The sequence below is a fragment of the Acinetobacter schindleri CIP 107287 genome (assembly GCF_000368625.1).
Taxonomy (GTDB): Bacteria; Pseudomonadota; Gammaproteobacteria; order Pseudomonadales; family Moraxellaceae; genus Acinetobacter; species Acinetobacter schindleri.
On record NZ_KB849580.1, the window covers coordinates 241,217 to 265,524 of the forward strand.

Consider the following 24,308-nt stretch of genomic DNA (forward strand, 5'->3'; position numbering starts at 1 on the left):
ATCCTATTGATATTTTTATGAAGCGTTCAGCTCAATTAAGTTACGGCCCTGCATTTCTGCCGGCACTGGAAGTTGCATCAGACTTAACAATGTTGGCGCCACATCCGCCAGTACACCGCCTTCTGCAATCGCTGCCGAAGTTGGACCCACATAAATAAACGGAACCAGTTCAGTCGTATGTTGGGTATGTACCTGACCACTTTGATAGTCCTGCATCTGCTCAACATTACCATGGTCTGCAGTAATAATCATATGGCCTTTTTGCGCCATCACGGCTTCATAAACACGACCTAGGCAAGTGTCTACTGCTTCCACTGCTTTGACTGCTGCATCAAATACGCCAGTATGACCGACCATATCACCATTGGCATAGTTCACCACCAGCAGGTCAAACTCACCTGAGTTGATCGCTGCAACCAGTTCATCGGTCACTTCGTATGCACTCATTTCCGGTTTGAGATCATAAGTTGCTACATTTGGAGATGGAATCAGGATACGTTTTTCACCTGGATATTCATCTTCACGACCACCGCTGAAGAAGAAAGTCACGTGTGCATATTTCTCAGTTTCTGCGATACGTAATTGGGTTTTGCCTAAGTCTGACAGGTATTCGCCAATAGAGTTCACTAGCGCTTCTGGCATATATGCTACAGGCGCATCGATCGTTGCCTGATAACGGGTCAACATCACATATTTCGCCAGATTTGGCATAACTTTGCGTTCAAAACCGGTAAAATCTTTCTCAACAAAAGCACGGGTTAATTCACGCGCACGGTCAGCACGGAAATTCATGAAGACCACGCTGTCGCCATCCTGAATCGCAGCTATATCACCGATACGGGTCGCTTTCACGAATTCATCGGATTCATCTGCTGCATACGCCTGTTCAAGACCTTCTACTGCAGTGGCTGCCGTACGAACTGCTTCACCTTCAGTCAGCAAACGATACGCCTGTTCCACGCGATCCCAACGGTTGTCACGGTCCATGGCAAAGTAACGGCCAATCATGGTGGCAATACGGCCTTGACCTGGATATTGAGCAAAAACAGCGTCTAATTTTTCCAATGATGGTTGTGCACTTTTCGGCGGCGTATCACGGCCATCCAGGAAAGCATGTAGATAGACTTTGGCACCACGTTTTAATGCCAGCTCTGCCATCGCGACGATATGGTCTTCATGTGAGTGCACACCACCTTCAGATAACAGGCCCAGAATGTGTACGGCACCATTTGATGCTTTGGCTTTTTCTACCGCATCAATCAGTACTTCATGCTCAAAGAACGCACCGGTACGGATGTCTTTGGTAATACGAGTGAAGTCCTGATATAACACACGGCCAGCACCCAGGTTCATATGACCGACTTCAGAGTTACCCATCTGACCATCAGGCAGGCCGACATCTTCACCAGAACCAGAGATCAAACCATGCGGATGCTTTTCCTGCATAGCAGTTAAATGAGGTCGTTTAGCCGCTAAAAACGCATTGTCTTCGACCGCTTCGCGATGACCCACACCATCCATAATTACCAATACGTGAGGGATTTTGCCAGCAGTTGCATCCGTCATAATGAATACTCTTGTTCGTTTACGAATTAATCGTTCTATTTTAACTAATTTTGCAGTGAGAGGCCATGACCACACCATGGTTTAAGCCTCTCACTGCGATTGATTTCTTCTATTTTCTTGTGGTTTAGCGTGCCCGATGCAGTAGATAACCACCAATTGCAAACATGATGATAATTGGAATAAATACAAACCATGCGGGCGACGGCGCATAGACTAAACTCGCATAACCCAAGAAGTCCTGCAGATAGAAGAAGCCTAAACCTGCAAATAATGCGATCACCAAGCGAAAGCCCATGGATTGTTGACGTAGCGGTCCAAAAATAAAGGAACAGGCAATCACCACCAGTGCAATCAGGGCAAATGGCGAGCCGACTTTCTGCCAGAAAGCCAGTTCATACGTCTTTGGTACCTGGCTATACTCATGCATATAGCTCATGAAACTGACCAGTTGACTAGGCGATAGATCCTCCGGGTCAATGGTTACCATATGCACATACTTCGGTTGCAGCGCTAAGGCCAGCGGCTGTTCGGAATGTGTTATCAGCGTGGCATTACCATTCTGCAGAATATTCATTTCCTGCGTATTCTGTAGAGTCCACGCACCATCCTTGATAAAATCACCCTGCTCGGCTTTTAGCGTCCCGCGCAGACGATAATCTTCATCAAAGTCCAGCATCTGTACGTTTTTTAGCTCACCTTTGGCATTAGCATAGTCAATATAGATAAAACGCTGACCTTCACGGGTCCAGTAGCCTTTAACCTCACCAATTTTTACAGGCTTGTTGTAACTCTTCACTGCTTTGGCCTGCTCATTGGTATACGGAATTACCCATTCACTTAAAGCAAAAGATAAAATCACCAGGAGTAATGCCGAACGAATTACCCAGCCGACAATCCGCCACAGGCTGACCCCGACCGAACGCATCACAATCAGCTCACTGTTAGAAGCGAGTGTACCTAAGCCGAGAACAGCACCAATCAGTGCAGAGATTGGCAGGATTTCATACAGATAATTTGGCGCGCCCCACAGCACATATTTTAATGCCTGCCAGGCACCATAGCCTTCTTTTAATGAACCCAGTTCGCCCAAGTAAGTAAATAATACCTGTAGACCGGCCAATACGGCTGTTGCACCGAGCATAGCAAGTGCAGTGGTTCCGGTCACATGTTTTGCAACGATACGACGTGCCAGCATGATTAAGACCTCGCTCGTTGAATCTGTTTCTTGATTTTCGGCGCCAGCTTTTGCTTACGTGCAAATAGAGCCGCAGCAATACCATAGAAAATCAGGACCATTGGATAAGCCCAAATCCCCATTTCCTCTTTACTGACGCGCGTTTTTACTGCCATTAAAGCCACAATCAGGCTGGCAAAGATCAAGAGTGCTGGAAACAGTTTAAGATAACGCCCCTGACGTGGACTCACTTCAGACAAGGCATTGGCCAGCATCAGCGCCGCAATAATCGCAAATGGTACAAATACTCGCCAACCGAGCTCACTGGCGACTACAGGATCCTGACGGTTTTCCCAGAGTTTCGAAGTCGGCAAGGCTTCGACTTCAGCACTTTCAAACTTGGCTTCTTTGTCATTTTCCAGACGCAGACGATAAGTCTCAAATTCCGCTTGGGTATATTTCGGCATGCCGGCAAAGATTTCATAACGGCGACCATTGACCAGATCCACCACATTGGCGGTGTCCCCTGCCACTTCTACACGGGTCGCTTCTTGCGCCAGAATCATGACATCTGGTTTGCCTTCACGTTCTGCACGTTGATAGAAAAAGATATCTTTCAGGTTTTTACGGTCTTCCGACAGATCACCTGCATAGATGGTATAGGGTCCCGAGGAAATAAATTCTTTCGGCCTTACCAGATCAAAACCCGTCCGTACTGCCTGCTCATTGGTCAATGCTTCAAACTGACGAATACCCCACGGTGCCGCCCAGAGCATTAAAAATGCCTGAACGACTAGAAATACCAAAGTCATCGGAATGAGTAATCGTGCCAGCTGATTGCGACTGACCCCGCTACCATTCATGACTGCCATTTCATGATCGACATAGAGCCGGCCAAATACCAGCATCAGACCAATAAAGAAACCTAAAGGTAAAATCAGGGTCAGGAATTCAGGCAAACGATAACCAATAATACTGAACAGAATGCCTGCATCCAGACGTCCTTGTGCTGCCACACCGAAGTACTTGATCAGTCGACCACCCATCATGATCAAGGTCAATAAGGCAATCACAACCAAGGATGTTGATACAACTTGCTTGACCAGATAACGCCGAATAATCAAATTAAATCTTCCAGAATACAGGGTAAAAACTTGTCATAGTTTACCCGAATGTTAAGCTTAAAAATATAAAACCGATACTTGAGTTGAACATTGAAACCCTGTTCAGGAAATTGTTTCAATGGTTTAATGGTTGCAAATTTTATAAGGCTTAAATAAACGCATATGAAACTGACAATTAATACGTCATTCCAAGAGAATGCATCCAGCCAATATCTGTTAATTCTTGTGGATTCTGAGCAACTTCAGCAGTCAGCTGCCAGTTATCAGATTAACAAGTTCGAAGAAATCACCACAGCGACACAATATAAAGCAGGTTTAAATGAAACCTTGGCATTAGTTGGTAATGTTCCAGCGAGTGCCAACGCCTGTCTGGTTGGCTTGGGCAAGACTGCTGAACTACAGCCGGGCAAACTGACGAAAGTTGCGCAAACCATCGTAAAAGCAGCACAGAAAAAATTCCAGCAGATCAGCGTAGACATTTCTGCCCTGCCAGCCCAATTTCATAACGTTTTTGCACTATTGCTGACCCAGGCTGCGTATGCCTTTGATGAATTCAAATCCAAGAAAAATGAATTTGTACTTGAGCAAATCAACCTGATTGCAACTGACAGTCCAGTAACTGCAGAACAGCTGCAATTGCTTCAGGCAGTGCAAACCGGCCAAAACTTAGCACGTGACTTGGGTAACCGTCCAGGCAATATTTGTTTCCCGGAATACCTGGCGGAACAGGCCCTGGCTTTAGCGGCTGAATATCCAAAACTGCTTAAAGTGAATGTACTGGATGAACAGCAAATGGCTGATCTGGGAATGCACTCTTTCCTGGCGGTGAGCAAAGGTTCAGACCGTCCAGGACGTATCATTACCATCGAATATCATGCAGAACGTAGTGAAGCACCCGTCGTTTTAGTCGGTAAAGGGATTACCTTTGATACCGGCGGTATTTCCCTGAAACCAGGTGCTGGCATGGACGAAATGAAATACGACATGTGTGGTGCAGCTTCAGTGCTGGGTACCATGCGTGCATTATGCGAATCTGGTTTAGATATTCATGTTGTGGGTACCATTGCCGCTGCTGAAAACATGCCATCTGGCAAAGCAACCCGTCCAGGCGATATTGTCACCACGATGAGCGGTCAAACGGTTGAAATTCTGAATACTGATGCAGAAGGTCGTCTGGTACTTTGCGATACTTTAACTTACGTAAAACGCTTTAACCCTACTCTCGTGATTGATATTGCAACTTTGACCGGGGCCTGTGTGGTTGCACTAGGTTCAGTCCTGACTGGCATGTTCACGCCGGATGATGAACTGGCCGCTGAACTCGAAGCTGCTGGTCAAACTTCATTTGACCGGGTATGGCGTATGCCAGTATTGGATGATTATCAGGAACAGCTGGATTCTCCATTTGCAGATATTGCCAATATTGGTGGTCCTAAGGCCGGCTCTGTGACTGCAGCTTGCTTCCTGCAGCGTTTCACCCGTGACTACCGCTGGGCACACCTGGATATCGCAGGTACAGCCTGGAATTCAGGCACCAATAAAGGTGCAACAGGTCGTCCAGTGCCATTATTAATGCAATTCCTGGCGAACCGTGTTCAAAAGAATGGCTAAAGTCAGCTTTTATTTATTTGAAAAAAGCCCTGAACGGCAGGTCGAAAGTACCTGCCGTTTATGCCGCAAGATTCTGCGTCAGCCGGAACGGATCTGGTTACTCTGTGGCGATGCTGACTTGCAGCAACAGCTGGATGAACATCTGTGGACGTTTGATCCTACCGCTTTCATCCCGCATGGTATTGACCAGCCACAGGCCAGTGTCTGTATCTCTGCAAGCTTGCCTGAGCAACAAGACTGGATTATCTTTAATTTTACTCCTGAAGCACTTGAACCTTACGCTAAATTTAGTCACATTATTGAGATTATTGAAAACAACGAAACGGCCAAGCAACTCGGCCGCGAGAAGTTTAAGCAATACCGTCGACTGGGTATTGAGCCGAAAACTTATAAACTGTAGCCCTACTTAAACCTCATAAGGAGATGCCCGTGGCATTAAATGTTGGTCCAGATTTCAAACAGCGCTGGTTAAATGTGCCTGAAGCTGTGCGTCAGACCTTTATTGATGACCTCGCGCGTATCTGCGACGTACTTCAGCCAGAGACGTCATTGCAGGAATGGCTGGCACATGACCAGCAACTGCAAAAAGAATCCGAGCGTAAAATTGAGGAAGCTTATGCACAACGCAAAGCGGAACTGATTGAAGAAGCACGGATTCGCAAACAGCAGGCCCTTGAAAAAGCGCTGGCAGATAAGCGTGCTCAGGAGCAGGCGTATATCGAGCAAATGAAGCTGGATGAAGAACGTAAATATGCAGAACAGACACGTACCCTAGAATTATTACGGGACAGCCTGAATGCTGAAGTCCTGAATTATGCGGCACGTTTTGAGCAAAATCGCATTTTAAATTCCGCCCAAATCAAAATTGATGATACTGAGATTCTGTCAGAGCTAGAAAGTACCCGATTACGTCTGGAACTGGAAGCCGAAACTGCGATCGAGGAAACTTTGGCACAGCTGCGTAACCGCTTACGTGCTGCAGCCCGTGAAGAAATTGATTACATTCTGCAAAAGCGTTAATTCACTTAGAAATAAGCCTAGAAAAGCCCACAAAAGTGGGCTTTTCTATTTATTCACATCTAGAAAAAATCTGCCAGCATAAAGGCGGCATTACCTGCCATATAACCTATGCCCAGTAAGCTTACAATCCACAATACGCCTCCAGCCAGATTGTAAAGCGTAAAAGTCATAAAACTCATATGACCCGAACCGGCAGCAAATGGAGCAAACGAACGTACAAAAGGAATGAAACGTGCAATCAAGATGGTTTTGCCGCCATGCTTCATAAAATAATGATTGGTCTTGGTCAAATATTCGGGTTTAAAGAAACGCGAATGTTGATTGAAATATTTTAAGCCTAACACTTTACCAGTGTAATAATTGACGGTATAGCCCAGCACTGCCGCAGTAAATAGCAGTAATCCCATAGAATGTAGCGTAATCAAATCGCTACTAGAACAGAGCGCACCGACTGCAATTAACAGGCTATCTCCCGGCAGGAAAAAGCAAAATACAGATCCCGTTTCTGCAAAAATCACCAGGAATAAAATGGCATAGATCCACACCCCATATTGCTCAAGCAATATTGGCAAAGACTGTTCCAGGTTTAGTAAGAAATCGAGCATTCGACCTGTCCGCTGGGGTTAAAATCTTAAAGTGAAGTCAGGATTATCCCGAAAAATAAAAAAACAGTCTAATTTTTCAATTAGACTGTTGAGTCTTTAGGCAGTTTAGTTATTTTAAAAAGCCATTTTCAGCTAAAAAATCCATACTGATTTTTGACTCTGGTGTGGTTTCAGCAGCCTTGTCACCCAGCAACAAACGCTCGATATAACGTGCTAGCACATCGACTTCCAGATTGACTTTGGTCCCGACTTTCCAGGTGCCAATATTGGTTCGTTCAGCGGTATGCGGAATCAGGTTTAAACTGAGAATATTGCCACGCAGATGGTTAATCGTCAGGCTGATACCATCTACTGTGACTGAACCTTTCTCTGCCAGATACTTGGCAATTTCAGCAGGTGCTGTCACTTCAAAATAGATGGAACGGGCATCGGAACGCACTACCGTGATTTCGCCCACCGCATCGACGTGACCAGAAACAATATGCCCGCCAAAGCGTGTGGTTGGCAGCATGGCTTTTTCAACATTTACAGGTTGACCCGCTTTCCAGTTACCGAGTGTGGTTCGATTTAAACTTTCTCGAGACACGTCTGCAGCATACCAGTTGTCGCCCCAGTCAATTACAGTCAGGCAAATGCCATTGGTGGCAATTGAATCGCCCAGATGGACATCGGTCATATCCAGATCAGTCTGAATACGTAAGCGTACATCACCGCCGACATTTTGCAGGCTTTCGACCTTACCGAGGCTTTCAATAATACCTGTAAACATTTTCTATTCCTTTTTATGCTTTTACCAGAGAGCTAGCTGCGTACTCACACTGGTCGTATCGACACCACCCAGTTCTGCATAATGGTGTAACTGACCCAACAATTGACGGATCGGTGGCCCAGACTTGGCATGCGTGTCGGTAATCACAATAAATTCCAGTACACGTGCACGCTCGGACTGGCGCTGTTTGCTGACACGGTAACGTGGCACATCTTGAGTTAGCAAGGTCACACGGCCACGTTTCAGATTGGCCTGCAACAGATCTGTCGCACTAATATTACCATCGGTTGAATAACTGGTCAGAATAAAACGTGCGTTGATAGTTGCCAACAAGGTTTCATAGGCTTCCTTGGCATGCTTGGACGAGTTGTACTGACTTGGGCGCTCTTTACGCCAAGCACGGTCAATCCCGCTCTTAAAGCCTTTGGTATCGGGTGTCGGTAGATCAACCTGATCCCAGAGGGTTAAAGCATTCAACACATGATAGTTACTGCTATAGGCATGCTGGTTATATGGTGGATCGAGATAAGCAACATCCACTTCAAAGCCACTCATCTGATTCGCCAGATGCTGGGCATCGACACACCACATTTCAGCTGCGGGACCTTTATGCTTGTTATCCTCACAGAAACGGCTCGGTGTTAACCAAAGCAGCGATTCAATGCGTTCCAGCGCAGTCTGGGTTTTACCGCCCCAGCCATGATGGAAGCTCTTAAATACGCCTGAAGTATTGCTGACAAAACTGGCTGAATATAGAAGTGGTGCCAATAAAGCACTCATTTCCACATCATCAATTGCGCCTTGGGCTTGCCAGGTGGCAATCTGCTGGCGTATCGCATCAATACGCATACCATTACGGCGTTTGAAGAATAAACGGTCACGGGTCGGATCATAAATTTCATCATTGCGTGGACACAGGTTATGTGTCACCCAGCCTTTGACTTCTGGTAAACGGTTCAGATAATCAATCGCTTTTTGATAGCCACCGAGCTCTTTAAAGGCAGGTGCTTCGGTACAAGCTAAAACTGCATGATTGAGTGCATGACTATACGGTTCCCAGTCATTGGCAATCACCCGATAGCCATTCTGACGGGCCAGACGTGAAACCACCCCCGAACCTGCAAAAAAATCGGCAAAAATCGGCGCACGGCCATCTTCACGTTTTAGGGTTCCCGTGCTCTCAAGTGCTTCCAGAATTAAGTGTAGTAAACGGCGTTTGTTCCCCAGATAAGGAACCAGCTGATGGAAAAGATATTCATCTGTGGTACGTGCCGCATGGCGACGTTTGTGGTAAACCGTAGACTCTGAATTCATAGTGTCTCTTGAGAAGGAATTAACCTGAAGCGCACGTCATCACCCAAACGGGTCACGTCCTGCAATTTGAATCGAAGTTGTTCTGCCATTTGGCTGAATTCTGCATTAAACATACTACGCGCAGTTTGCCCCAATAGAGTCGGTGCAACATAACTGATGAGTTCATCCACCAGTTTTTCCTGTAAAAATGCGCTAGATAAAGTCGCTCCTGCTTCCACCAGCACGTCATAAATCTGATGCTGCTGAACCAGGTACTGTAATAATTCTTTTAAAGGCTGAATCTCAAGCTGGATCACACCGAGATCCGCCAGTTCCTGACGATAAGGTCCCATCACCATCACCGTTTCTGGTTGTTCCAAAATCTTGGCAGTGAGTGGCAAACGACCTTGGCGATCCAGAATAATCCGTTTTGGCTGAACAATCCTGCTGATGTCATCAACGCCTTTCAGGCTACGGACATTGAGCTGGCAATCATCGGCCAATACCGTTTCAATCCCGGTAATCACCCCACCAGAAATCGCACGCCAGTGCTGGACGTCCTGTCGAGCCTCTATACCGGTAATCCATTTCGATTCACCCGAAGCCATGGCTGTACGACCATCTAAACTCGATGCAATTTTCACACGCACATAAGGCATCCCAGTCGCCATGGCTTTCAGAAAACCATAATTGAGTGGATGTGCTTCATCTTCACAGATGCCCACTTCAACGTCGATACCAGCATCTTTCAGGATCTGTACACCTTTTCCGGCGACCAGTGGATTTGGATCAGGACAAGCCACGACGACTTTAGCTACGCCAGCTTCAACCAGACCTTTGGCACAAGGCGGGGTCCGCCCATAATGCGCACAGGGTTCCAAAGTCACATAAGCGGTTGCACCATGGGCCTGCTCACCGGCCTGACGCATTGCAAAGACTTCAGCATGTGGTTGACCCGCTTTGGGATGAAAACCTTCGCCCACTACTACGCCATCTTTAAGTATGACACAGCCAACGTTTGGATTCGGTTTGGTGGAATACTGGCCCTGACGTGCCAGTTCGATGGCACGGCGCATCCAGATTTGATCTTGAGTTATTTCAATCATGCTTATTCTTGTAATTCGCCGCGTTGCTGCATCTGTTCGATCTGACGACGAAAGGCTTCGACATCCTGAAAGTCCTGATACACCGAAGCAAAACGTACATAAGCAACATGATCGAGGGCAAACAAAGACTGCATCACGATTTCACCAATAGTGCGTGACTTGACATCACGTTCACCGAGACGGCGAATCTGCAATTGGATATCGCTAAGCACCGTTTCAATCTGTTCTTGTGTCACTGGACGTTTTTGTAAGGCATGCATCAGTGAGCGGCGTAATTTGGCTTCATCAAAGGGTTCATTCTTGCCATCGGATTTGATGACCCGCGGCATCACCACTTCATAACTTTCAAAGGTGGTAAAGCGTTCATTACAACTGACACATTCACGACGACGGCGAATCTGGCAACCTTCAGCGGCCAGGCGTGAATCGATCACTTTACTGTCTGGTGTATTGCAAAATGGGCAATGCATAGCGGTTTAATTGAACAAATCCTGATGATTTCCGAGTGTAGCAAAAATTCTGAAGTTTGTAGAGCTTTACGCAATATATAGAAAAAAAACAGCCCTGACGGGCTGTTTCACACAATATATTGATTATTGTTTTAGCAGATTATTCGACACGTTCGCCGTGTTGGCTCAAGTCCAGACCCATGCGTTCATCATCAGAAGAAACACGGATACCAATGATCAGATCGATCACTTTCAGGATAATAAAGGTCAAGATTGCAGAGTAAGCGATTGTTGCCAGTACCCCTTCAATTTGTACCCATAATTGATGCATTACATTGGTTGGTGCACCGTCGCCCATGATAAATTCGCTGGCAAAGAATGCAGTCAGAATCGCACCGACAATACCACCTACACCATGCAGACCAAAAGCATCTAGAGAGTCATCAGCCTTAAGCATACGTTTCAGTGCAGTAATACCCCAGAAACATACTACACCACCGATGAGACCCATCGCTAAGGCACCACCTACAGTCACGAAACCAGCTGCTGGAGTAATCACCACCAGACCTGCAACCGCACCCGATGCACCACCTAATACAGATGCTTTACCACGTGCAATTTTTTCAGTAATTAACCAAGAGATTGTTGCTGCTGCTGCTGCCACTTGTGTAACCACGAGTGCATAACCTGCTGAACCGTTTGCACCCAATGCTGAACCACCGTTGAAACCGAACCAGCCCACCCATAGTAAGCTTGCACCGACTACAGTAAGTGTCAGATTGTGTGGTGCCATAGATTCGCGTCCTAGCCCCATACGCGAACCCAGCATGTAAGCTGCAACCAGACCTGCAACACCTGAGTTAATGTGTACGACTGTACCACCAGCGAAGTCAAGTGCACCGTCACTGCCTAACCAGCCGCCGCCCCATACCCAGTGAGTAATTGGCGCATAAACCAGAATCACCCAAAGTGTGATGAATGCGATGAAAGCACCAAACTTCATACGTTCAGCAATAGAACCGCTAATGATGGCAACCGTAATAATCGCAAAAGTCATTTGGAAAATGACGAACAGGATTTCAGGAATGGTGCCTGACAGCGCTTCAGTCGTAATACCGGACAGCATAAATTTATCTAGGCTACCGATAAAGGCATTACCTTCACCAAATGCCAGGGTATAACCAATCACGACCCAGACAATGCTAACTACTGCGGCTGCTACAAAGCTATGTGCCATAGTACTCAGTACGTTTTTCTTACGTACCATACCACCATAGAACAGGGCTAAACCTGGAATGGTCATGAGTAAAACTAGGGCTGTTGACGTTAAAATCCAGGCAGAGTCACCTGTATCGAGTGTGGCTTCTTCTTCTGCAGCTGCCGCTTCTTCAACCGGCGCTGTTTCTACTGCTTCCACAGCAGTAACTTCTGTAGTATCTGGAGTTGCAGTTGCATCAACTAAAGCAACTTCCTCGGTAGGAACGGCTGCTGATGCGGCTTCTTCAGCCCAGGCAACAGAACCGCCCAAAAGTGCGCTGGACAGACCCAACGCGAGTAGTATTTTTTTCATTCGTATCCCCCAACCAAGTTTTTGTGAGTTATTCGCTACTCAGCAAACTTTGTGCCAAATTAAACGGCGTCTGCACCTGTTTCACCTGTACGAATACGGATGACCTGTTCCAGATTTGTTACGAAAATTTTTCCGTCACCAATTTTGCCTGTGCTTGCTACACGCGTAATTGACTCGATTACCGCGTCAACCATTTCGTCGCTGATCGCGATTTCAATTTTGACTTTTGGTAAGAAATCAACAACGTATTCAGCGCCACGATAAAGTTCAGTATGGCCTTTTTGACGACCGAAGCCTTTGACTTCAGTCACAGTGATGCCTTGAACGCCAATTTCAGACAATGCTTCACGTACATCGTCTAATTTGAAAGGTTTTACAATTGCAGTTACGAGCTTCATGTTTGTTTTCCTTCGGCTTATTTCACCAGTAAGGTTTTATGTTCAAATTTCATGCCAAGATTTCTAAGGTCGGGGGAAATTAGAAAGCTCGACATGTGGTTTCCCTGAACATTATTTTATACTTATAAATCTTTTGAATCTTCAAATTTTAGTCATTTTTATGTGGTCTTTTATGATAATAATTATCGATTAATCCCATATTTTGTCTGAAATACTATAGTCTTGATTCTTGCGGTGTTAAACTGTGCGCTTATTTCCATCTCTATGGACCACACAATGATTGAAACTTTATTACAAGCAATCTTGCAGCAAATCGAAGAACCAAAAAAAGATCTGGAACATAATCTTCGGGCTTTATTAAACGAAGCAGTAAGTAAAATGGATCTGGTTTCAAAAGAGGAAATTGAACGTCAGCGTACAGCCTTAAATCAGGCCAATCAGCGTTTAAATGAGTTGCTCAAACAAGTCGAATCACTTGAAGAAAAGATATCGAACAAAAAATAAGCACCAGTGAAGTGCATAAAAGACAAATAATGAACAATAATAACGCACCAAAATGGAACAATAAATGTCTTTTGCTAAAATCCATACCCGGGGATTGCTGGGACTGCATGCCCCTTTAATAGAAGTTGAAGTTCATGTCAGTCAGGGCATGCCCTCCTTAACTATTGTTGGACTGCCCGAAGCGGCGGTTCGGGAAAGTAAGGATCGGGTTCGTTCTGCTATTTTGAATAGTGGCTACCAGTTCCCGACCAAACGCTTAACTATTAACCTGGCTCCTGCTGACCTGCCCAAAGACGGTTCACGTTTAGATCTGCCAATTGCTTTAGGGATTCTGATGGCATCGGGGCAATTACCTGAAAACTGTACTGATGGAATGGAATTCATCGGTGAACTTGCTTTAGATGGTCAACTCCGCCCCATCACTGGTACGCTTAGTATTGCGATTGCCTGTCAACAATCGCAGCATGAACTGATTCTACCTAAAGAAAATGCTCAGGAAGCCTGTCAGTTACCTGATTTTCGGGTATTTGCCGCTGCTCATCTAAAAGAAGTTTGTGATCATTTAAATAGACTCGCACCTTTAGTCCAGATGCAGGCCCGACCACAGGTGAATCACTCAGATTCTCGCTTTGATTTAGCCGATGTCAAAGGTCAGCTGCGCCCAAGACGGGCTTTGGAAATTGCTGCTGCAGGTGGACATTCTTTATTATTTAGAGGACCTCCTGGAACCGGTAAAACTTTACTGGCTTCGCGGCTATCCAGTATCTTGCCGCCTCTCAATACTGAAGAAAATCTTGAAGTCGCCAGTATTTATTCTATTGCCAATAATAGTCATACTTTTGGACAACGTCCTTTCCGCGCGCCACATCATACCGCGTCTGCAGTTGCCCTGGTCGGTGGAGGATCGCATCCTAAACCAGGTGAAATTACGCTGGCACATCTAGGTGTATTATTTCTCGACGAACTGCCGGAATTTGACAGGAAAGTCCTTGAAGTATTACGTCAACCTTTGGAATCTAAGGAAATTGTAATTTCGCGTGCCTCTCGACAAATTACTTTCCCAGCCAACTTTCAGCTGGTTGCAGCGATGAATCCCTGCCCTTGTGGTTATGCTTTTAATCAGGATATTCGCTGCCAGTGTTCTCCAGAAATGATCAAGCGTTATCAGAACCGGATTTCTGGGCCATTACTGGACCGGATTGACCTGCATATCGATGTACCACCTCTGCAAGCCCATGAATTACAATCTACACAACCGGTAGAAGATTCTGCAACCGTTAGGGAGCGTGTGATAACTGCCTACGAACTGCAAATGCAAAGACAGAACAAGCTGAATATGGCATTAAACCCAAAAGAATTAGAGCAATTTGCGCCACTAAATGCTCAGACCAGTAAAATGTTTGAACTTGCCCAACAAAAGTTAAATTTATCTGCCCGTGCTTATCATCGAGTATTACGAGTAGCACGAAGCATAGCTGATTTAGCTGAGAATTCAGAAATTCAGCCTCAGCATTTATCGGAAGCTTTATCTTATCGAGGTCAGCAAAGCTAAACGATGGGACAATAAAAATAAAAAAAGGCGACATTTGTCGCCTTTTTTCTATAAGAGATTAGAAGCTATAACCAAGCCCGAATACCACTTTATTCTTTTGTTTTTCATCAAAACGGTCATAACCACCAATGATGTAGTTCATGCTGGCAGTGACACCTGTATCACCCAGTGGTTTACTTAGACCGATGTCAAAATGGCGGAAACTAAATGTATCAGCAGCTTCAATTGGTCCATTCTTATCATATAGATATAAACCAAGTGCTGTATCTAAACTAAAATCTTTAGGTAAAGCATAGCTATAAGATGCTTTTAGATAAGTATCACCTGCATTACCCCAATCAAGATCTTCAAGTAATGTTTGCGCAGTGATACCTAAATCTTTATAGGTCAAACCCAACATGGTTTCAAAACCGTTTGATCCAGAATTACCAATATCATAGTAATAATAGTACGTTAAACCTGCTGTATAACCCCAGTCATCATTGATTGAACCACTATAGCCTGCATAGAAATTATTTTCGAAAGCATTAGTGACTTCCCCTGTTTCAACTTCTACTAATTCACCTGCTGCATTTTCAAAAAGATCTGTACCCGCAGAATATCTTAAAGTTGATCCCCACCATCCAGCATAAAAACCTGAAGCATGGTTATAATCTATACCACCATTAATTGTGGCATCTTTATTTTCAGGTGTATTTGTAATACCACGCAAGTTATAGCTCGATAACACACCGATATTGCCAGATACTGAGTGCGGAGATGTAGGCTCATCTGCAAAAGTAAAACTGGATGCTGAAGCTACTGCTGCAACTGCTAAAGCTTTTAAAGTGAATTTCATTGTTAGATTCCCCCAACCGTCCGCAGACGTTTTTAGTTGTGTTTTTAAACTCAACTTAGGCTTTGCAATAGCTATGCCAACCCATAAAAAGGAAAATCCAAATTAGCTATAAAAGTTTTTTTATTTATATAAATATTTGATTTTAATCATATATATTAAAAATTAAAATTTAAATTGTTTTAGGTTAAAAGATAAAATCAAGAAAAAACTGAAAAATAAAGTACTTGCGCTATTCCACTGTATGTCTAAATATTCGCTTACAACTTGCTACTTTTTGAAGCTATATTTTATATAGATAAATTTTTATGCATAAAAAAGGTGCATAATATTTAATCAATATGACATACCTTGCAATCACTGTTTCAGCAAAACCTAGAAATTAAAGTTTGTACCTACGACAATATGATTATCAAAATCCATTTCATCACAACCTTTGCCGCCATAGACATAGTCCAGACTTAATTCAATTCGTTCTGCGACTGTTTTACTTAGTCCAATCTGTGTTTCATTAAAACTAAAGCTTTCTGTGGTCTGAATCAGTTGATCATCACGGCTAGCATTATACAGAGAAGCACCTACTGACGTATTCAGGTTAAAGTTTTGCGATAATGGATAGCTATAAGCTGCACTGAGATAAACATCTTCTGCATTTGCATAGTTAAGATCTGTCAGCATGACATCTAAACCTAAGCTCAGGTCGTTATAAAACACGTCATTCAATATCTCAAAGCCAGTAGTACGACGCTGATCTGGGCCACCTTCGCTATAAACTGTCCCATCATTTTGATAGTACTAAGATACGATCTGAGACTTGTAGCTCCAGTTCTCATTCAGCGCTCGGCCATAACTAATATAAAAGTCATGTTCAAAACCATGATCCTGATTTGCATCAGAAGAATCATAATTTAAGGTTGAGCCCCAATAGCCCAGAAATATCCCGCTGTTGTTTGTATATTCCAGTCCAAACTGTACCGATGGATCATCACTTTTCTCACCACCACGATAAATATATTTGTTCACGACACCAATAGTTGCGCTAAGTTCACCCCTAGATAGATTTTGGGTATCTTCAGCAAAAGTATCTGAAGTCATGCTAACAAGCAGCACAAGCAAATCGAGTTTCGGCAGCTGAGACATATACGTTCTCATTTACCACGTTTAAATAAAGGGGGCAAGAATATGAAAAACGTGAATAATAAAGTTTTACCAAAAGGTTTAAAAATGAAAATGGATGACTGTGAACTATTCTAAATAGTGAATTGCAGCATAAAGGAAGAATTTAAAGTGTTGTTAGAATGGAAAAAACAACTTATAGAATCTTTTAAGCAGTTTTAACCTTACATAACATCAAATTAAAAAAAATCAATATGAGCTCTGAAACATGCCCTTCATTATTAAAAATATTACATTATAAAAACTTTATTTTTATCTTATTGTTTTCAATATTAATTTTACCTTATGGAAAAAAATAATACTAAAAACTATAGCGTGATTGTGAATAATAGGTTAAAAAAACTCAACTTTAGTTTAAAGAATGTCATAAAAACGATATTTTTTATCAGATTAATTATACAATTTGGTTAATTTCTGCGTGTGCTTTAAGCAGATGCAGTACAAAAAAACATATATGAGGCTCTCTCCCCATGTTAAACGCAAAGAAACTTACATTAGCAGTGTTGGTACAAGCTGCTCTGATCTCTACAGCTTATGCAAGCGAACAAAGTGAAGCAAAAGGCTTTGTAGAAGATGCTGAAGGCACAGTTCTATTCCGTACGGGTTACTTAAGCCGTGATAAAAAAAATGGTGTTGATGATACAAGCTCTGCAGCTCAAACAGCAATAATTAATCTAGATTCTGGCTTTACCAAAGGTATTGTTGGTTTTGGTGCAGGTATCATTGGTGATGCTTCATTTAAACTCGGTAAAAATGGGCATACTGGTAACCAAATGATCCCAACGCATAGTCAAGATAATGCCGATGGAACTAAAGATGCCTATGATCATTGGGCACGTGGAGGTGCTTATGTCAAAGCACGCGTATCAAACACAACGGCTAAATATGGTACGCAAGTATCTGAAATTCCAGTAATTGCAAGTAATACTGCTCGTTTAACCCCTGAGTACTACACTGGTCTTTATATTGAAAGTAACGAAATTAAAGACTTGACGTTAATCGGTGGTAAATTCACTAAAAATCAATGGTCTAATGATATCAGCTCAGACCAACAAAATTTGGACAGTGCTATTTTCTGGGGCGCGAAATACAAGTTTAACGACCAAGTTAATGCCTCTTATTATGGGGTAGACGTTAAAGATAAATTAGATCGTCACTATGGGAATGTAAATTACAGCTTTCCTACAGCAAATGGTGCGACCGTAACTTTAGAGGCAATGGGTTACAATACTAAATGGAAAGTTGGAGCAGCAACCACTGATCCACGCAGTGCAACTGAAGAATTGACTAACTCAATTTGGGGTGTATCTGCAAGCTATAACAGAGATGCACACAATTTGATGCTTGCATACCAAGATAATGCGGGCAACATAGGTTACGACTATGCTTACAACGCAGATGGTCTACAAAGCATTTATGTACCAAACTCATACTTATCCGACTTTAAGGGTAACGATGAAAAATCTGTTGGCTTACAGTACAACTATAATTTTAAAAACCATGGTCTTCCAGGTCTAAACTGGACAACAGCATTCGTTTATGGTTGGGATATTGATGTAGCCGAAATAAATAATCCAGCACAAATTATCGACCAAGCTGAAGAACATGAATTCTTTAACCAAGTGAAATATACGGTTCAATCTGGTGCATTCAAAGATGCAAACTTACGCTTACGTCACTCATACTTGCGCGCAAGTGATACTTACAATAATGCTTCTGGCAACTATGTAAGTAATGCTATCAGCTCAACAAATGAATGGCGTATCTGGTTAGACATCCCGGTGAAATTATTCTAATGTCCTGACGATGCTTTAAATCAAAAAAACCTGCACATTGTGCAGGTTTTTTTATTTAAGCTTTAAAAGTTTAAAGACTTAAATGGAAAAGCAAAGCAATTATTTGTTTGCTTCTGCATAAGCAGCAATTGAGTCTAGTACTTCTTGTTTCGCAACATCTGCACCTTCCCAACCACTTAACTTAACCCATTTACCTGGTTCCAAGTCTTTGTAGTGCTGGAAGAAGTGTTCGATCTGGCTGATCAATAATGGAGGGAGATCAGTATATTCCTGAACATCTTTATAGATCGGTGTCAATTTTTCATGTGGAACTGCAACCAGTTTCGCATCAACACCACCGTCATCTTCCATGTTCAGTTTGCCCACAGGACGGCAGCGAATAACAGAACCCGGCTCTACTGGGTGTGGTGTCACAACCAATACGTCTAGAGGGTCACCATCTAGAGATAAAGTGTTTGGAACATAACCATAGTTTGCTGGGTAGAACATTGCTGTACCCATGAAACGGTCTACAAATAGCGCATCAGAATCTTTGTCGATTTCGTATTTGATTGGTGCTGCGTTTGCAGGAATTTCAATAATTACATAGATGTCATTTGGTGCATCTTTACCCGCTGGGATATTGCTGTAGCTCATAGCATCACTCTTTAACAAGTTAAATCTTTTAAAAACCGCGACAATTATAACGGTTTTTGCAGATTTTTTTCGGTTTAAAAATATCGAACAATCAATCAGGCGCTTGATGACTGGACTGACCTAAATTAATTTAATGATCAGTAGCAATAACGCAATCGGACATAACATGGAAAGCAACCACATGATGGAACGCAATGTCGCCCAGTTTGCCAGATAGCAAATACCGTACAGCACCCGGAAAATCAGATAACCAATACCAAAAGTCATAATCAGACTTTGCGGCATGACCAGATATTCAGCCATCAGGACAGCTGCAATAAACAGCGGCAAGCTTTCAAAACTGTTCTGCTGAACAGCATGAGCACGTTTTGCAACACCGGTAGACTGTTCTAAAAAATCACGCGGATTCTGGTTATCTTTGGCCTTAAAGCCTCCAGCTTTTTTAGCAATCATGGTAAACACATAAGGTAGCAGACAAGCCGCTAAAATGAGATAAATGATCCCACTAATGCTTTGCATCTGATTTTTCTCATGAAAATTTTATCTGTATCATAGCATGGCATTTCGTGAATAAATTTTGTTAAATAGGGTGTTTTAGCAACCACATAAGGATTCACGATGGTCAGTCCCGATCAAAAAGAAATGTTGGATGTCCTGGAACGCCAGCGTCAACATCAGCTGCAAGTGGATCGCGTCCTGAAAATTGTATTGCCGATCGTGGCATTTTTACTCAGTGTCATCGCTGCCAATATGAATATCTGGTCGGCTCTGTTCACCTTTGTGATGTTATGGATTGCCTTTTATGCAGTGGGCATCAAGCGCTATACCCTGTGGCATTGGCTGACGATTATTTTAGTATATTGCCTGATTGATAATGTGCTCAGCTATGGCGAGTTCTACCGCCCTGGCTTCAACCGTCACTTCATTAGCCTGTTTATCTTCGTCGGGATTGTAGGCGTTGGTCGTCGCTACTTCGACCGCTGGTGGATGGAAAAGAATAAATCTGCCCAACTTTAAAAAGATTCCATAAAAAAAGCGCCTATCAAAGGCGCTTTTTTTACACAGCTTTTAAGCTGTTTTGCGTAGATCTTTACGCAGGATTTTACCTACGTTAGATTTTGGCAATTCATCCAGGAATTCTACATAACGCGGACGCTTGTAACCTGTCAGATTTTCTTTTGCGAATGCCAGAACTTCTTCAGTTGTTAAAGATGGATCTTTTTTCACCACGAACAGTTTAGGCACTTCACCTGATTTCTCATCTGGTACACCAATAGCAGCCACTTCCAGCACTTTTGGATGTTTCGCAACGATTTCTTCAATCTCTGAAGGATAAACGTTGAAACCAGATACCAGAATCATGTCTTTTTTACGGTCTACAATCTTCACATAACCACGATCGTTCATCACACCGATATCACCGGTACGGAAGTAACCATTAATCATGACTTTGTCAGTTTCATCCTGACGGTTCCAGTAACCCTTCATCACCTGAGGACCACGGATCGAAATCTCGCCCTGCTCGCCCAATGGTACTTCATTGCCATCGTCATCTAAAATTGCAACTTCAGTCAACGGCAATGGAATACCAATGGTGCCGCTAAATTCTTCAGATGCAGGCGGGTTTGCAGTTGCAACCGGAGAAGTTTCTGATAAACCATAACCTTCGATGATGTTAGTGCCTGTAACTTTCTTCCATGCTTCTGCAGTAGAAGGCAGCACTGCCATACCACCACCCATCGCCATTTTCAGACGACTGTGATCCAGCTGTTTGAAGTCTTCATTATTGATCAATGCATTGAATAAAGTATTTACTGCCGGGAAGAACGTCGGCTGGTATTTACGTAATTCTTTAATTACCGCAGGCAGATCACGCGGATTTGGAATCAGAACATTGGCTTGACCTTTATACATACCGTACAGTGCACACACCATGAATGCAAAGATATGGTACAACGGTAGAGCACAGAAAATACGGTCATCTGGCTGGCCATCTTGTGCACCGAATTTGCTCTGGAAAATACCATCACATTGCAGCATGTTTGCAACCAGGTTGCGATGTGTCAGTTCAGCACCTTTAGAAACACCTGTCGTACCACCAGTATATTGCAGTACAGCAGTATCACTTAAAGTCAGTTCAGGACGTTTATAGTTCGTTGGGCTGACTTTGTTCAGCGCAGCATTGAACTTGATGTGACCTGGAATATCCCATGCTGGAATCTGTTTACGTACAGAACGTAGCACAAAATTAACTAGCGTACCTTTAAGTGCACCCAGCATATCACCTACAGAAGCAACAACGACGTGCTTCACTGGTGTTTTGCCAATAATTGCTTGATATACAGAAGCGAAGTTTTCAATGATCACCAGTACTTCTGTACCAGAGTCATTTAACTGATGTTCAAGTTCACGTGAAGTATAAAGTGGATTTACATTGACCAATACCAGACCAGCACGGAATACGCCCAATGCCACGACCGGATATTGCAACACGTTTGGCATCATCACTGCCACGCGTGTACCTTTTGCAAGCCCCAAGCTCTGTAAATATGTTGCAAATTTACGACTAGCTTCTTCCAGCTCGTTAAACGTCATTACTTTATCCATAAAGATAAAGGCATCACGTGAGCCAAACTTCTGGAAATTACGCTCAAAAATATCAACTAATGAAGTGTTTTCTGGTGGCAGTTCTACAGTGCGTGGAATCCCTGTTTTCTCGTATTCAGCGAACCAAATCTTTTCCATAATGCCATTCTCTCCAATCATAATCCTTAGAATCTCAACTGTTTTTTTCAATATTGCGCTAATTTTTTAACTTGTTTATGCGCAATAATGCATCCATCTTGTCGAATCGTTGTTCATATATAACGTATTTCGATTGATGGATGCTAGTCTTATCTTTGAATCAACAGTTTATTTGCTTTTTGATATCCGCGTGGTAAAAGCTGTCCTTTCGAACCGCGTTTGCCGATGTACTTTTGCAGATCATCCCCTTTTAATTTTATTTGCTGTTGTCCTGCAAGCACTTGAATTATTTCATCTAAACTCAAGGCTGTCATGGACAAAATCTGATCTTTATCTTCAAGTTGTATCAATTTATTACCTTTGCCTTTATTCAACACAGGTAATTCAGTCAAATCAACAATTAATAGACGACCTGCAGAGCTGAGCAATGCCAGATGAGTTTTGTCTTCAAGTGGCTGCAGATTCATTGCCTGCGCACCTTCCGGCACAGTCAGGAATGCCTTGCCCGCCTTGGCATTGGTATCCAGCTGCTTGGCTTGGGTCTTGAAACCATAACCTTTGCTGCTGATTGCCAGGATTTCTGCCTCATCTTCGGCAACCAGAACCTGTTTAAAACCGACGCCACTTGCAGGAGAAAGTTTTGAACTCAGTGGTTCACCTAATCCTCGCGCAGACGGCAGACTGTTGATGGCCAAGGCATAACTGCGCCCCGTATCATCCAGTACATAAACACGCTGATTAGATTTGCCTTGGGCATGACTCAAGTACTGATCCCCTGCACGGAAGTTCAGGTTTTCGGCATCCACTTCATGGCCTTTGGCACAGCGGATCCAGCCTGCTTCAGACAGGACTACGGTCACCGGATCAGCAGGCAGCATTTCAGTTTCATCAATTGCCGCAGCTTCAGCACGTTCAACAATTGGTGAGCGACGGTCATCACCAAATTTCTTGGCATCATCTTTGAGTTCATTGATGATCAAATTCTTTAAAGATTCTGGATTGGCCAGTTGCTCACGGATTTCAGCTGCCTTGGCTTCTAACTCTTCCTGCTCACGGCGCATTTCCATTTCTTCAAGCTTAGCCAAATGACGCAACTTGAGTTCTAAAATGGCTTCTGCCTGAATTTCATCAATACCGAATCGTTGCATCAGCACCGGTTTAGGCTGATCTTCTTCACGGATGATCTGAATCACTTCATCAATATTCAGGTAGGCAATGATCAAGCCACCCAAAATATGTAAACGTTTCTCGATTTTATTCAGATGGAATTGCAGACGACGGGTCACAGTGGTCTTACGGATTTCAATCCATTCCAGCAAAATACGACGGATCGATTTCACTTGTGGGCGACCATCCGCACCAATCATATTCATATTGACGCGATAGCTGGATTCCAGATCGGTGGTTGCGAACAGATGACTCATTACCGATTCAGCATCGATACGATTTGAACGCAACACAATGACCAGACGGGTCGGATTTTCATGATCCGATTCATCACGCACATCCGTCACTAAAGGCAGTTTTTTTGCCTGCATCTGGTCTGCAATCTGGGTAATGATTTTGGAACCAGACACCTGATAGGGCAGTTCAGTAATCACGATCTCGTTTTTTTCAACCGTATATACGGCACGCATACGGTAACTACCACGACCTGTCGTTTGCATTTTCAGCAATTCAGCCGGTGGAGTAATAATTTCTGCTTTGGTTGGTAAGTCCGGTCCCGGAATATATTCAGCTACTTTGACATCGGTCAGGTTCGGATTACGAATCAGTGCAATTGTACCTTTGACCACTTCACGCAGGTTATGTGGTGGAATATCGGTTGCCATACCTACAGCAATACCCGTGGTACCATTCAATAAGATGTTCGGTACGCGTGCCGGCAAGTTTACTGGTTCTTTCATCGAACCGTCGAAGTTGTCCTGCCAGTCACAGGTGCCTTGACCCAACTCGGAAAGCAGTAATTCACTATATTGTGACAGTTTGGCTTCGGTATATCGCATCGCCGCGAAAGACTTTGGATCATCCGGTGAACCCCAGTTGCCCTGCCCCTCAATAAACGGATAACGGTAACTGAACGGCTGTGCCATCAGCACCATCGCTTCATAGCAGGCTGAGTCGCCATGTGGATGGTATTTGCCCAGTACATCACCCACAGTACGTGCAGATTTCTTCGGTTTGCTGGTCCACTTGAGCCCCAACTCACTCATAGCATAAACAATACGGCGCTGTACCGGTTTCAGACCGTCACTGATGTGTGGCAGTGCACGATCCATAATTACGTACATGGCGTAGTTGAGGTAGGCCTGTTCGGTAAATTCTGCTACGGAACGGTTTTCTGTCGCATGATGCGCAAGGCTTGTCATAACAACCTAT

At 43.7% G+C, this 24,308-nt stretch carries 24 protein-coding genes; 7 read left to right on the forward strand and 17 right to left on the reverse strand.

Annotated elements, in window-relative coordinates; genetic code table 11:
* Nucleotides 1–15: 15 nt before the first annotated feature.
* The 3 genes from gpmI to lptF form a co-directional block, all read right to left on the reverse strand.
* Nucleotides 16–1,566, reverse strand: coding sequence for a 2,3-bisphosphoglycerate-independent phosphoglycerate mutase (gene gpmI, locus F955_RS15080; RefSeq protein ID WP_017401483.1), 1,551 nt, complete (start codon nucleotides 1,564–1,566; stop codon nucleotides 16–18).
* A gap of 124 nt (nucleotides 1,567–1,690) precedes the next feature.
* Nucleotides 1,691–2,761 (reverse strand): LPS export ABC transporter permease LptG, encoded by a 1,071-nt coding sequence (gene lptG, locus F955_RS15085; protein ID WP_004810149.1) that lies wholly within the window; start codon nucleotides 2,759–2,761, stop codon nucleotides 1,691–1,693.
* A gap of 2 nt (nucleotides 2,762–2,763) precedes the next feature.
* Nucleotides 2,764–3,864 (reverse strand): LPS export ABC transporter permease LptF, encoded by a 1,101-nt coding sequence (lptF, locus tag F955_RS15090; protein ID WP_004810151.1) that lies wholly within the window; start codon nucleotides 3,862–3,864, stop codon nucleotides 2,764–2,766.
* A gap of 162 nt (nucleotides 3,865–4,026) precedes the next feature.
* Here lptF and F955_RS15095 point away from each other — a divergent pair, with 162 nt between their 5' ends.
* From F955_RS15095 to blhA, 3 genes are read left to right on the forward strand one after another with little or no spacing between them, the layout of a single operon-like run.
* Entirely contained in the window at nucleotides 4,027–5,475 is a 1,449-nt protein-coding gene (locus tag F955_RS15095) for a leucyl aminopeptidase (RefSeq protein ID WP_004896397.1), read from the forward strand.
* On the forward strand, nucleotides 5,468–5,875 hold the full coding sequence (locus F955_RS15100) for a DNA polymerase III subunit chi (RefSeq protein WP_004896398.1): 408 nt from the start codon (nucleotides 5,468–5,470) through the stop codon (nucleotides 5,873–5,875). The genes F955_RS15095 and F955_RS15100 overlap by 8 nt, the downstream gene beginning before the upstream one ends.
* Before the next feature lie 29 nt (nucleotides 5,876–5,904).
* On the forward strand, nucleotides 5,905–6,495 hold the full coding sequence (blhA, locus tag F955_RS15105; RefSeq protein WP_004896399.1) for a cell division protein BlhA: 591 nt from the start codon (nucleotides 5,905–5,907) through the stop codon (nucleotides 6,493–6,495).
* A gap of 59 nt (nucleotides 6,496–6,554) precedes the next feature.
* Here the strand turns inward: blhA and F955_RS15110 are convergent, their stop codons facing one another.
* The 7 genes from F955_RS15110 to glnK all read right to left on the reverse strand — a co-directional run bounded on the left by F955_RS15110 (nucleotide 6,555) and on the right by glnK (nucleotide 12,685).
* Nucleotides 6,555–7,100, reverse strand: a complete 546-nt coding sequence (locus F955_RS15110) for a VTT domain-containing protein (protein WP_004896401.1) — start codon at nucleotides 7,098–7,100, stop codon at nucleotides 6,555–6,557.
* Nucleotides 7,101–7,209: 109 nt separating this feature from the next.
* Nucleotides 7,210–7,869, reverse strand: a complete 660-nt coding sequence (locus tag F955_RS15115) for a riboflavin synthase (protein WP_004896402.1) — start codon at nucleotides 7,867–7,869, stop codon at nucleotides 7,210–7,212.
* Between the two features lie 21 nt (nucleotides 7,870–7,890).
* The gene (locus F955_RS15120) at nucleotides 7,891–9,183 is read right to left on the reverse strand and encodes a DNA adenine methylase (RefSeq protein ID WP_004810163.1); all 1,293 of its coding nucleotides are present in this window, start codon (nucleotides 9,181–9,183) and stop codon (nucleotides 7,891–7,893) included.
* Nucleotides 9,180–10,268, reverse strand: coding sequence for a bifunctional diaminohydroxyphosphoribosylaminopyrimidine deaminase/5-amino-6-(5-phosphoribosylamino)uracil reductase RibD (gene ribD, locus F955_RS15125; RefSeq protein WP_004896403.1), 1,089 nt, complete (start codon nucleotides 10,266–10,268; stop codon nucleotides 9,180–9,182). The genes F955_RS15120 and ribD overlap by 4 nt, the downstream gene beginning before the upstream one ends.
* Nucleotides 10,269–10,270: 2 nt before the next feature.
* Entirely contained in the window at nucleotides 10,271–10,738 is a 468-nt protein-coding gene (nrdR, locus tag F955_RS15130) for a transcriptional regulator NrdR (protein WP_004810168.1), read from the reverse strand.
* A gap of 139 nt (nucleotides 10,739–10,877) precedes the next feature.
* On the reverse strand, nucleotides 10,878–12,287 hold the full coding sequence (locus tag F955_RS15135; RefSeq protein ID WP_004896405.1) for an ammonium transporter: 1,410 nt from the start codon (nucleotides 12,285–12,287) through the stop codon (nucleotides 10,878–10,880).
* A gap of 59 nt (nucleotides 12,288–12,346) precedes the next feature.
* Nucleotides 12,347–12,685: a P-II family nitrogen regulator gene (glnK, locus tag F955_RS15140; RefSeq protein WP_004281042.1), complete on the reverse strand. Its 339-nt coding sequence runs from the start codon at nucleotides 12,683–12,685 to the stop codon at nucleotides 12,347–12,349.
* A gap of 276 nt (nucleotides 12,686–12,961) precedes the next feature.
* On the opposite strand from glnK, the gene F955_RS15145 reads away from it, so the two are divergent.
* Both F955_RS15145 and F955_RS15150 read left to right on the forward strand, forming a co-directional pair.
* Nucleotides 12,962–13,189, forward strand: coding sequence for an accessory factor UbiK family protein (locus tag F955_RS15145; RefSeq protein ID WP_004810171.1), 228 nt, complete (start codon nucleotides 12,962–12,964; stop codon nucleotides 13,187–13,189).
* A 64-nt stretch (nucleotides 13,190–13,253) separates the two neighbouring features.
* The gene (locus tag F955_RS15150) at nucleotides 13,254–14,741 is read left to right on the forward strand and encodes a YifB family Mg chelatase-like AAA ATPase (protein ID WP_004896408.1); all 1,488 of its coding nucleotides are present in this window, start codon (nucleotides 13,254–13,256) and stop codon (nucleotides 14,739–14,741) included.
* Nucleotides 14,742–14,799: 58 nt separating this feature from the next.
* On the opposite strand, the gene F955_RS15155 is transcribed toward F955_RS15150, so the two are convergent.
* From F955_RS15155 to F955_RS15165, 3 genes are all read right to left on the reverse strand, one after another.
* On the reverse strand, nucleotides 14,800–15,579 hold the full coding sequence (locus F955_RS15155; protein ID WP_004896410.1) for a TorF family putative porin: 780 nt from the start codon (nucleotides 15,577–15,579) through the stop codon (nucleotides 14,800–14,802).
* A 372-nt stretch (nucleotides 15,580–15,951) separates the two neighbouring features.
* Entirely contained in the window at nucleotides 15,952–16,290 is a 339-nt protein-coding gene (locus F955_RS15160) for a hypothetical protein (protein WP_228127702.1), read from the reverse strand.
* 81 nt (nucleotides 16,291–16,371) lie between these two features.
* Nucleotides 16,372–16,716 carry a TorF family putative porin gene (locus F955_RS15165; RefSeq protein WP_004896420.1) on the reverse strand — a complete coding sequence of 115 codons (345 nt, stop codon included), beginning with the start codon at nucleotides 16,714–16,716 and terminating at the stop codon, nucleotides 16,372–16,374.
* 506 nt (nucleotides 16,717–17,222) lie between these two features.
* Here F955_RS15165 and F955_RS15170 point away from each other — a divergent pair.
* Nucleotides 17,223–18,548, forward strand: coding sequence for an OprD family outer membrane porin (locus F955_RS15170; protein ID WP_004810184.1), 1,326 nt, complete (start codon nucleotides 17,223–17,225; stop codon nucleotides 18,546–18,548).
* A 99-nt stretch (nucleotides 18,549–18,647) separates the two neighbouring features.
* Here the strand turns inward: F955_RS15170 and ppa are convergent, their stop codons facing one another.
* Nucleotides 18,648–19,184, reverse strand: coding sequence for an inorganic diphosphatase (gene ppa, locus F955_RS15175; RefSeq protein ID WP_004896422.1), 537 nt, complete (start codon nucleotides 19,182–19,184; stop codon nucleotides 18,648–18,650).
* A gap of 120 nt (nucleotides 19,185–19,304) precedes the next feature.
* Complete coding sequence (locus F955_RS15180; RefSeq protein ID WP_004810187.1) at nucleotides 19,305–19,703, reverse strand: MAPEG family protein; 399 nt, start codon at nucleotides 19,701–19,703, stop codon at nucleotides 19,305–19,307.
* A gap of 99 nt (nucleotides 19,704–19,802) precedes the next feature.
* On the opposite strand from F955_RS15180, the gene F955_RS15185 reads away from it, so the two are divergent.
* On the forward strand, nucleotides 19,803–20,201 hold the full coding sequence (locus F955_RS15185) for a hypothetical protein (protein WP_004810189.1): 399 nt from the start codon (nucleotides 19,803–19,805) through the stop codon (nucleotides 20,199–20,201).
* 51 nt (nucleotides 20,202–20,252) lie between these two features.
* On the opposite strand, the gene F955_RS15190 is transcribed toward F955_RS15185, so the two are convergent.
* Both F955_RS15190 and parC read right to left on the reverse strand, forming a co-directional pair.
* Nucleotides 20,253–21,929: an AMP-binding protein gene (locus F955_RS15190; protein ID WP_008305159.1), complete on the reverse strand. Its 1,677-nt coding sequence runs from the start codon at nucleotides 21,927–21,929 to the stop codon at nucleotides 20,253–20,255.
* A 149-nt stretch (nucleotides 21,930–22,078) separates the two neighbouring features.
* The gene (gene parC, locus F955_RS15195) at nucleotides 22,079–24,298 is read right to left on the reverse strand and encodes a DNA topoisomerase IV subunit A (RefSeq protein WP_004896423.1); all 2,220 of its coding nucleotides are present in this window, start codon (nucleotides 24,296–24,298) and stop codon (nucleotides 22,079–22,081) included.
* Between the last annotated feature and the right edge of the window lie 10 nt (nucleotides 24,299–24,308).